This window comes from Methylorubrum podarium, from assembly GCF_022179745.1.
Lineage (GTDB): Bacteria > Pseudomonadota > Alphaproteobacteria > Rhizobiales > Beijerinckiaceae > Methylobacterium > Methylobacterium podarium.
Window position 1 is genome coordinate 1 of sequence record NZ_BPRD01000089.1, and the last position, 8,921, is coordinate 8,921.

Sequence of the window (8,921 nt, forward strand, 5' to 3'; positions counted from 1 at the left end):
CAACGCCGCCGGCGAGACGGTCACCATCGTTCCCGAGGGTCCGCTACGGGCCAACAACGCCGACGCCCTGGCGCCAGCGCTGCGCGCCGGGCTCGGGCTGGCGGTGCAGCCGGACTTCACGATCTGGGAGGATCTGAAGTCGGGCCGGCTGGAGCGGGTAATGCCGGACTGGCAGCCGCCGCCGATCGCCCTCAACCTGGTGATGCCGCCGGGCCTGCCGCGGCCGGCTCGGGTCTCGACGCTGATCGCCTTTCTCGAACAGGCCTTCTCCACCGCGCCCTGGGCCCAGGAAGAGGCTTCGCCCCACATCGGCGTGCCTTGATCCCGCCCTCGGTCGGGATCAACGCGCCCAGCGGACGACCGCCGCCACGCATTCGCGTGGGCGAACGGCGATGAGCCGGGCTCATCGCCGTTCGGTCTCATACTGTTTCCGGTTGATTGGCTCGGTCTCTTCCTCCGTCATTGCGAGGCGAAGCCGTGGCAATCCAGGGCGCGCCTTTTCCGGAGAGGTCGCGCCCTGGATCGCTTCGGCTCCGCCTCGCGATGACGGCGTGGAGTCAAACCCGAGGTGATCAACCGGAAGCCGTATCAGACGCCCCTCCCCTCCCCCGCGGAGGCCCAGGCGCGGACCTGATCCATCCAGGCATCCGGCGAGAGCACGGTGATGCCCGGCATCACCATCAGCGGCGTCACCCGCTCGGCCCGGTCGCGCTCGCCGAGACGCAGCGCCCCCTTGCGGGCGAACAGGCGCAGGATCTCGATCAGGCGCGCCTCGTCCGGCGGCTCGGTCCGGGCGGCGGAGCGGATCGCGTCGGCGATGTCGTCGGTGGTGCACTCCACCGTGCCGTCGGTGGAGACGCGGTGATCGCGAAGGCCCTCCTCGTAGGCGAGCCGGAGCGACAGCAGCACCAGGGTCTCGTCCTTGCGCAGCCGCTCCCCTTGCGCGTCGTGGCGCACGCCGTCCGGCGGCAGACCTAGGAACACCATCTGGTCGCGGTGGGCGACCTCGAAACGGTAGCCGAGGCAAGCGAAATAGTCGCGGAAGAACGGCGCGTAGTGCCGGGCGAGTTCGTAGGAGCGGCCGATGCCGGTGCTCGCGGCGTAGATGCACTGGCTCTTCAGCATCACCTGAAGCGCGCGGATCAGTTCCTCCTCGCTCGGCGCCGAGCTGCCGGGCGGGGGCGGCTCCTCGCCGTCGAGGATCGCGCGGAAAGGTTCGAGCATCGTCTTGTCCGTTCAGCCTGCTTTGCCGGCTCCGCGCCGGGCGGCGGGGGCCCGAACGCGCTCGATCGTGAAGTCCGGGCAGTCGAGCCAGCCGTTCGAGACGCGGCCCTCGATCCGGGCGACGCGGTAGCGGCTGCGCAGCACGCCGTCGAACAGCACGTCGATCTCGCGCAGGCGCTGGAACACCACGAAGGCGTCGACGTCGTCGACCGCGATGTCGGAGCCGCGCAGAGCCGGCACCTGGGCGAGCCGGGCATCGAGATAGGCGACGATGCGCTCCGGCGTCACGGTGATGCGGCGGCGGAACTCGTCCTTGGCGGCGATGAAGGCCTCGATCGCCGGATCGACGTCGATCTCGGGCAGCGGCTCGTACTCGATGATCCGGCGCGGCAGGCGCGGGTTGGTGAGCTGCGGCGGGCCGATCGGCGGACGCAGCAGCGAGATCTGCGGCAGGGGCAGGCCGGCGAGGTCGTCCTCGCCGGCGCCGACCGCGCGCAGCGCCGCCGCCGCCCGCTCGATCCGGGCGGAATCGCGCGGGTCGCGGTAGCGCAACGCCGCCGAGATGCGGCGCTCCAGCCGCGTCACCACCTCGGATACCGCGTCGAGATGCGGGTCGAGCCCCTCGAAGATCGAGAGGATCTCGACGAGGTCGGTGCGCACCATCCGCTCGGCCGCCGCGAGGTCGGCGGCGCGGCCCTCCCGCAGGTTGCCGTCGGCCAGCGCCCTGAGCGTCAGCGGATCGCGCAAGGCGCGGCCTGCTTCCCGCACGATGCCCGAGCGGAAGCGGAACGGATTGAAGCGGGTGTGCAGCGTCCGGTAGTCGGAGACGAGGTGGCGCTCGACGAATTCCTCGAAATAGAGCCGGAAGGCCGCGCTGAGGTCGGGCTCGCGCAGGATGCGCTCTTCGAGCTTGCGCATCGCCCCGGCCAGCCCGCGCAGGTGGCCGAGGAAGGTGCGCGAGGCTTTCGCCGCGTTGCGCAGGGCCTCCGAACGGTCGGCGGGGCTGGCGATGGCGCTCTCCAGCGCGCTCAGCACCTCCAGCACCGCGCCGCCGTAGGAGCGGGTCTCGCCGCGCTCGATCCGGGCGAGTTCCTCGATCAGGAGCCGCGCGTCGGGGTCGAAATCGACCACCGGCACGTAGCGCTCGCGCCGCTCCACCAGCCAGCCCGCCTCGATCAGCCGCCGGAACACCGCCGAGCGCCGCTCGATCGGATCGACGGGGGTGGCCTCGTCGTCGGCGATCTCGGCCTGGCTCCAGCCGACGGAGAAATCGCCGATCGCCGCCAGAAGCTCGCTCTTGCGCAGGGGCTCGGCGGCGTCGCCGAACACGCGCGCGTGCAGGTGCAGCAGCAGGGCCGCGTTAAAGGCGCGGCTCGGCGAGGCCAGCGGGCGGAAGAGGTCGTCGGCGAGATGGGTGAACAGCATTTTTTCGCGCCCAGCCGGTATCACACCGCGCGCGGGCTAGGCCAATCCGGACGCTTCGGTCCGCCGATTTGGCTCTGGATGCCGGCGTCTCGTCGCAATCACCGCATCGTGGTCAGCGCCTCGGGTCTGCCGAGCAGGCGCCCCGGCCGCGAGGCGATCCACCAATCGTTCTGCCAATCTTCGTAGCCGAGGAGCATTCCTTCCAGACGCTCGAACGTCTCGTTCCAGCCGCCGCCCGGCCCTGACGCCCTGCGCAGGAGCTTGTGGGCCGGGATGCGCCATTCCTCGCCTTTCGGCGTGTAATAGGCGGTTCGAAGCCCTTCGAACCGCGGATTGGGTTCGAACGGCTCCAGCACGACCTCCTTGTGGAGCACGCCTCGTTCGACCCACCGGTCGAAGCTGTCCTCGCCGGGAAAGCGATGCGGCGGATACTCGTAAGGCATGCAGGCCAGCGTCTTGCGCCCCTCCAGCAGCAGCGGCAGCTCGAAACCCGTATGGACGAGGTAGGGCACGTGCGTGACTTGCCGACGGAGCCGCGAGAGATGCACCTCGATGGTCCGCGAGCCGAGCGCCGCGAGATCGAGCCCGACGTCGAACCGCGCTTCCACCGCCTCTCGCTCGGCCGCGTCCAGAGGATAGCACCGGGCGAGGCCGGGATCCGTTGCGCATACCTCGCCGAGGATCACCCGCAGGTCGTCGAGACGGGCAACGGCGAACTTCGCCGCGAGAACGGGACACCACAGCGCGACATCGAGCGCTTCGAGCACGAAGACAGCTTTTTCCGGACCCCACGGCATGTCATCAAATGATGTCATGCCGTCCACCTGATTTCCACTCCGGCGACGACGATCCTTGAACGGAGTAGATCAGTCGTGACCGTCCGAATGAGGCGGGCAATGCATCTCGGCCCGGCACCGGCGTGAAGCGCCGGAGGCGCGTCGCGGGAACGCATCGTCGGCCGAGCCCCTTCCATCGCGGAGACCGCAGGAGCCCCCATGCGCATCGAAACCGTCTTCCTGTTCGACCTCGACGGCACGCTGGTCGACAGCGTCTACCAGCACGTTCTCGCCTGGAAGGAGGCGCTCGACGCGGAGGGGATTCCGCTCTCCGTCTGGCGCATCCACCGCAAGATCGGGATGAGCGGCGGGCTCTTCACCAACCAGCTGCTGCGCGAGACCGGGCTCGACATCGATCCGGAGCGGATCGACCGGCTGCGGCGGCTGCACGCGGAAGCCTATGGCCGGCTCTCGAAGGGCGTCGTGCCGCTGCCGGGCGCCAAGGAGCTGCTCGCGACGCTCACCGACAACGGCATCCCCTGGGCCATCGCCACCAGCGGGCGGATGGAGACCGCGGGCCACAACCTCGTCGCCCTCGGCGTCGATCCCGATCAGGTGCCGGTGGTGACGCGCGACCTCGTGAAATACGCCAAGCCCGATCCCGACCTGTTCCTCGCCGCCGCCGAACGGCTGAAGGCGCCGATCGAGCACGCGGTGATCGTCGGCGACTCGATCTGGGACATGCTGGCGGCCCGCCGCTGCCGTGGGCTCGGGGTCGGCCTGCTGTCCGGCGGATACGGCACGGAAGAGCTGGAGCGTTCGGGGGCCGTCAGGGTCTACGACGACCCCGCCATGCTTCTGCAACATCTCGACGAGGTCGGCGGGCGGCGCTGAGCGCGACGGCGGCGATACGGCCAAGTTCAGATCGGCGCTGAGCCGCAGTCAAACCCATGCATGGTGCAGCCGCGCGATCCTGACAATTGGATGAACGGGCGCTTGCACCGCCGTTCATGCGACAGGATGCAACGTGAGCTTCGGCACATCGAGAGTGAACCGAATCCAGCACGTGCTCGTTGGGGTGCCAATGGATCGGCGATCCACCTCTTTCGGAGAGACTTGATGAAGAAGCTTGCGATTCTGTCCGCCGTGGCCGTGCTCGGCGTGGGCGCCCTGTCCTCGACCGATGCCGAAGCCCGCTGGCGTGGCCGCGGTGGCGGCGGCGCGATCGCGGCCGGCGTCGTCGGTGGTCTCGCGGCCGGCGCGCTGCTCGGCGCGGCCGCCTCGAACAGCTACGGTTACGGCGGTTACGGCTACGATTACGGCTATGCCCGTCCGGTCGCCGGCTACGGCTATGGGTACGGCTACGGCCGTCCCGCTTACGGCTACCGCAGCGTCGGCTACTACGACGACGGCTACTACGCCCCGCGTCGCGCCTATGGCGGCTACTCCTGGGGCGGCCCGGCCTACGGGTACGGCTACGGCTGGTAAGCCCTTCCGCCGTCACAGCCTCTCATGACGGCACGGCCGCGCCCTCCCGGGCGCGGCCGTTTCGCGTTCAGGACGCGGAGGCGGCGTCGCGGGCGGCGATGGTCTCGGACCAGACCACGGCGCGGCGGGCCATGTCGATGTGCTGGCGCTCGTACATGCGGCCCTCGACCTTGATCGCCGCACGCTTGGCGTTCTCCGGCAGGTTGAACGCCTCGATCACGAGGCGGGCGCGGCGCACCTCCTCCTCCGTCGGGGCGAACGAGGTGTTGGCGGGCTCGATCTGGTTGGGGTGGATCAGCGTCTTGCCGTCGAAGCCGAGGTCGCGCGCCTGTCGGCACTCCTCGCGGCATCCCTCCGGATCGGCGATGTCGTTCCACACGCCGTCGAGGATGATCAGCCCCTCGGCGCGCGCCGCGGCCAGGGTGAACATCATCCAGGGCAGCATCGGCACGCGCCCGGGCACCAGTTGCGCCCAGGTGTCCTTCGCCAGATCGTTGGTGCCGAGCACGAAACCGGTCAGCCGGTTGCGGCGGTCGCGGCGCGCCTTGGCGATTTCGTGAATGTTGAGGATCGCGGCCGGCGTCTCGATCATCGCCCAGACCGCGATCGATTCGGGCGCGTCGAGCGCTTCCAGCGCGTCGGCCACGCTCTCCAGAACCGCCGGCGACGACACCTTGGGCATCAGGATCGCGTCGGGCTTGGCCTGGATCGCCGCGCGTAGGTCACCGTCGCCCCAGGGCGTCTGCGGCGCGTTCACCCGGATCACGAGTTCGCGATGGCCGTAGCCGCCGCCCATCACCGCCGCGCAGACCTGCTCGCGGGCGAGCTCCTTCTGCTCCATCGCGACGGCGTCCTCCAGATCGAGGATCAGCGAATCGGCGGGCAGCGTCTTCGCCTTCTCGAGGGCGCGCGGGTTCGATCCCGGCATGTAGAGAACGCTGCGGCGCAACCGTAGATCGGACATGTCTCACCTCCTCCTTGGGGGCCGATGAGGGGTGCCGCGCCCCGCTCCCTGCCCTCGTTTGAATGCATAATACGAAAAATCCCGATCGGTTGGAAGCGGCCGGAAGCGAGGCTACTTAACCGCGGGCGCCCGGCGACCGCCAGGGGCGCATCCCCGCCGCGAGTTCTGGAGAGTGATTCATGCCCCTGATGCGTTTCGACCTGATCGAGGGCCGCAGCGACGCGGAGCTGAAGGCTCTGCTCGACGCCGCGCACGAGGCGATGCTCGAAGCCTTCCAGGTGCCGCCGGGCGACCGCTACCAGATCGTGACCGAGCACAAGCCGTCGCGGATGATCGTGGAGGATACCGGCCTCGACATTCCCCGCACGCGGGACGTGGTGGTGGTGCAGATGATCACCCGGCCACGCGGTCGCGAGAAGAAGGAGTTGTTCTACCGGCTGCTCACGGAAAAGCTTCAGGCGGCCTGCGGCATCGCCCCGGCCGACGTGATGGTCTCGACGGTGGAGAACACCGACGAGGATTGGTCGTTCGGGCACGGCCGGGCGCAGTTCCTCACCGGGGAATTGTGAGGGGCCTCGTCGGGGCCGGCCGCGCGCCCTCCGCCACCAGCCAATCGATGAGGGCGGTGAGGGCGGGCGACTTGTCGGCGTCGAACGGCGTCAGGGCGAAGTAGGCCGCCCGCTCGACCCGGATCTCCGGAAAGGGCGCGACGAGCCGGTCCGCCGCGACCATCCGGTCGAGGACCGGGAACGGCCCGATGCCGAGGCCGGCGCCGTCCTCCACGGCCTGGAGCGTCACGAAGAAATGGTCGAACACCCGGCGGCGGACGCCGCCGGGCAAGGTCACGCCGGCTGCCGCCAGCCAGTCGGCCCAGTCCCCCGGACGGGTCTCGGTGCCGAGGAGGACGTGGTCTTCGAGGTCGCGCAAGGTTTCGAGCGGCCTGTCGCGCAGCAGGGCGGGACTCGCCACCAGGGTGTCGGCCTCGGCCAGGAAGGGCACCGCACGGTGCTGCGGCCAGGGCGCAGGGCCGCGCCGGACCGCGAGATCGAACCCGCCGCGCAATGCGTCCTGCAGCGTCGTCGTGGTGGTGACCCGGACGTCCGTGCCGGGACGGGCCGCGTGGAAGCCGTCGAGGCGCGGGATCAGCCAGCGCATCGCGAAGGTCGAGGGCGCGCTGACCCGCAGGACCCGCGGCGCCTGGGGCCGGCCGCAGGCTTCCGCCGCCGCCGTGAGCCGGTCGAACGACAGGCTGATCTCCTCGGCGAAGACGCGGGCCGCCGGGGTCGCCACCATCCGCCGCCCGACCCGCACGAACAGGCGCTGGCCGAGCCACGTCTCCAGCGCGGCGACCTGACGGCTCACCGCCCCGTGCGTCAGCCCGAGTTCGAGGCCGGCCTGGGCGTAGCTGCCGGCCCGTGCCGCGACCTCGAACACCTGCAGCGCGTGGAGCGGCGGCAACCGGCGCATTCCTCCTCCCATCCGTGAGGAAACCGCACGAAACCCGTGCATCGAGCGGCACTCATCCCGCAAAGCTCACGGGTCTAGGCTCCCGGCGCAAGCGTTTGGCGAGGATTTTTCGTGTGAACCAGGCCGTTCGACTCGACGGATCGATGCGCGGCGACGGCGTGCGCCCCGATGCTCCACGGCGCAGCCTCGGCGGGGCCTGCCTCGCCCACGCCCTGCACGACGGCTACACCGACCTGCTCTACGTGCTGCTGCCGGTCTGGCAGGCGGAGTTCGGCCTCGGCTATGCCGGCCTCGCCGTCCTGCGCAGCCTCTACTACGCCACCATGGGCGGGCTGCAGATGCCCGCCGACCGGCTGGCGGCGCGATGGCCGATCCGCGCGAGCCTCGCCGTCTCGACCGTGGTCGCCGCCGCGGGCTTCTGCGTGATGGCGCTGAGCGGCAGCCTGGCCGGGCTCTGCGCCGGACTGGTCCTGGCCGGGATCGGCGCGAGCATCCAGCATCCCCGCGCCTCGCTCCTCGTCGCGCAGGCCTATGGCGGCGCCGCGCGCGGGCCGCTCGGGATCTACAACTTCGCCGGCGATCTCGGGAAGGCGCTGTTCCCGGTCACCGTGGCGCTGCTCCTCGGCATGCTGGCGTGGCGGCCGGTCGCCGGGCTGATGGCGGGGGTGGGGCTCGCCGTGGCGCTGGCGCTCGCCCTCGTCCTGCCGCGGGGCTCGCTGGCCGCGGCGCCGGCGCGGGCCGGCCGGATCGGCGGCGAGGGCCGGGGCTTCGCCCTGCTGATGACGGTCGGCGCCCTCGACACCGCCACGCGGATGGGCACCCTGCTGTTCCTGCCCTTCCTGCTGGAGGCGAAGGGCGGCACCGGCACGACCACAGGGCTCGCCCTGGCCCTGGTCTTTTCCGGCGGCGCCTTCGGCAAGGCCGTGTGCGGCTGGCTCGGGGCGCGCCTGGGCGTCGTGCCCTGCGTCGTCGCGACCGAGACGGCCACCGCCGCGGGGATCGCCGCGCTCCTCGTCCTGCCGCTCGGGCCGACCCTGGTCCTGCTGCCTGTCCTCGGCCTCGTCCTCAACGGCACCTCCTCGGTGCTCTACGGGACCGTGCCGGACCTCGCGCCGCGGGGCGATGTCGGCCGGGCCTTCGCGCAGTTCTACACCGCGGTGATCGGTTCGGGCGGCCTCGCGCCGATCGCCTACGGCGCGCTGGGCGACCGGGCCGGCACCGGCATCGGCCTCCTCGCCGCCGCCGCCACCGCGCTCGCCATCGTTCCGCTGGTGCTTCGGTTGCGCCGGCCGCTCGCGGCCTGCAACCCGGGTTGAGCGCGCGGTTGTGCAAGAACAAGCGCGGCTTTGACAGCCGCTTCTCCTTGCACGGCCAAGGTGCCGTCAAGTCAATCTGCCTTGTGCAGGTCAACCTTTCGTCAAGATCGAAGGCCAAGGGCGTCCCCGAACTGCTTTTCGAAGGGACGAACGGATGCGAAAGACCTGCCTCGGCGCCTGCGCCGGCCTCGCGTTGCTCGCGGGATTGTCGGCACCGGCGCAGGCCGAGAACCGGACCGCGATGGGCGTCGGCGCGGGGGC

10 protein-coding genes are annotated in these 8,921 nt (G+C 70.7%); 5 read left to right on the forward strand and 5 right to left on the reverse strand.

What is annotated here, in order from left to right; translation table 11 throughout:
• Positions 1-322, forward strand: a 322-nt coding sequence (locus MFF42_RS04530) for a LysR substrate-binding domain-containing protein (protein WP_238254696.1), incomplete at its 5' end; no start/stop codon positions are given.
• A gap of 266 nt (positions 323-588) precedes the next feature.
• Here MFF42_RS04530 and MFF42_RS04535 read toward each other — a convergent pair.
• From MFF42_RS04535 to MFF42_RS04545, 3 genes are all read right to left on the reverse strand, one after another.
• Positions 589-1,224: a DUF4194 domain-containing protein gene (locus tag MFF42_RS04535; protein WP_238254697.1), complete on the reverse strand. Its 636-nt coding sequence runs from the start codon at positions 1,222-1,224 to the stop codon at positions 589-591.
• Positions 1,225-1,236: 12 nt separating this feature from the next.
• Positions 1,237-2,649, reverse strand: a complete 1,413-nt coding sequence (locus MFF42_RS04540) for a Wadjet anti-phage system protein JetA family protein (protein WP_238254698.1) — start codon at positions 2,647-2,649, stop codon at positions 1,237-1,239.
• 98 nt (positions 2,650-2,747) lie between these two features.
• Entirely contained in the window at positions 2,748-3,473 is a 726-nt protein-coding gene (locus MFF42_RS04545) for a hypothetical protein (protein ID WP_238254699.1), read from the reverse strand.
• A 171-nt stretch (positions 3,474-3,644) separates the two neighbouring features.
• Between MFF42_RS04545 and MFF42_RS04550 the strand changes: the two genes are divergently transcribed.
• Together MFF42_RS04550 and MFF42_RS04555 are read left to right on the forward strand one after the other, a co-directional pair.
• Complete coding sequence (locus MFF42_RS04550) at positions 3,645-4,319, forward strand: HAD family hydrolase (protein ID WP_238254700.1); 675 nt, start codon at positions 3,645-3,647, stop codon at positions 4,317-4,319.
• 225 nt (positions 4,320-4,544) lie between these two features.
• A complete protein-coding gene (locus MFF42_RS04555; RefSeq protein WP_238254701.1) occupies positions 4,545-4,913 on the forward strand; it encodes a hypothetical protein in 369 nt (122 codons plus the stop codon).
• Positions 4,914-4,980: 67 nt separating this feature from the next.
• Here the strand turns inward: MFF42_RS04555 and MFF42_RS04560 are convergent, their stop codons facing one another.
• Positions 4,981-5,877, reverse strand: coding sequence for an HpcH/HpaI aldolase/citrate lyase family protein (locus MFF42_RS04560; RefSeq protein WP_238254702.1), 897 nt, complete (start codon positions 5,875-5,877; stop codon positions 4,981-4,983).
• A gap of 179 nt (positions 5,878-6,056) precedes the next feature.
• On the opposite strand from MFF42_RS04560, the gene MFF42_RS04565 reads away from it, so the two are divergent.
• Positions 6,057-6,446 carry a tautomerase family protein gene (locus tag MFF42_RS04565; RefSeq protein ID WP_009864586.1) on the forward strand — a complete coding sequence of 130 codons (390 nt, stop codon included), beginning with the start codon at positions 6,057-6,059 and terminating at the stop codon, positions 6,444-6,446.
• On the opposite strand, the gene MFF42_RS04570 is transcribed toward MFF42_RS04565, so the two are convergent.
• Positions 6,430-7,344: a LysR substrate-binding domain-containing protein gene (locus MFF42_RS04570; protein WP_238254703.1), complete on the reverse strand. Its 915-nt coding sequence runs from the start codon at positions 7,342-7,344 to the stop codon at positions 6,430-6,432. The genes MFF42_RS04565 and MFF42_RS04570 overlap by 17 nt on opposite strands.
• 113 nt (positions 7,345-7,457) lie before the next feature.
• Between MFF42_RS04570 and MFF42_RS04575 the strand changes: the two genes are divergently transcribed.
• Positions 7,458-8,660, forward strand: a complete 1,203-nt coding sequence (locus MFF42_RS04575; RefSeq protein ID WP_238254704.1) for an MFS transporter — start codon at positions 7,458-7,460, stop codon at positions 8,658-8,660.
• Positions 8,661-8,921: the final 261 nt, after the last annotated feature.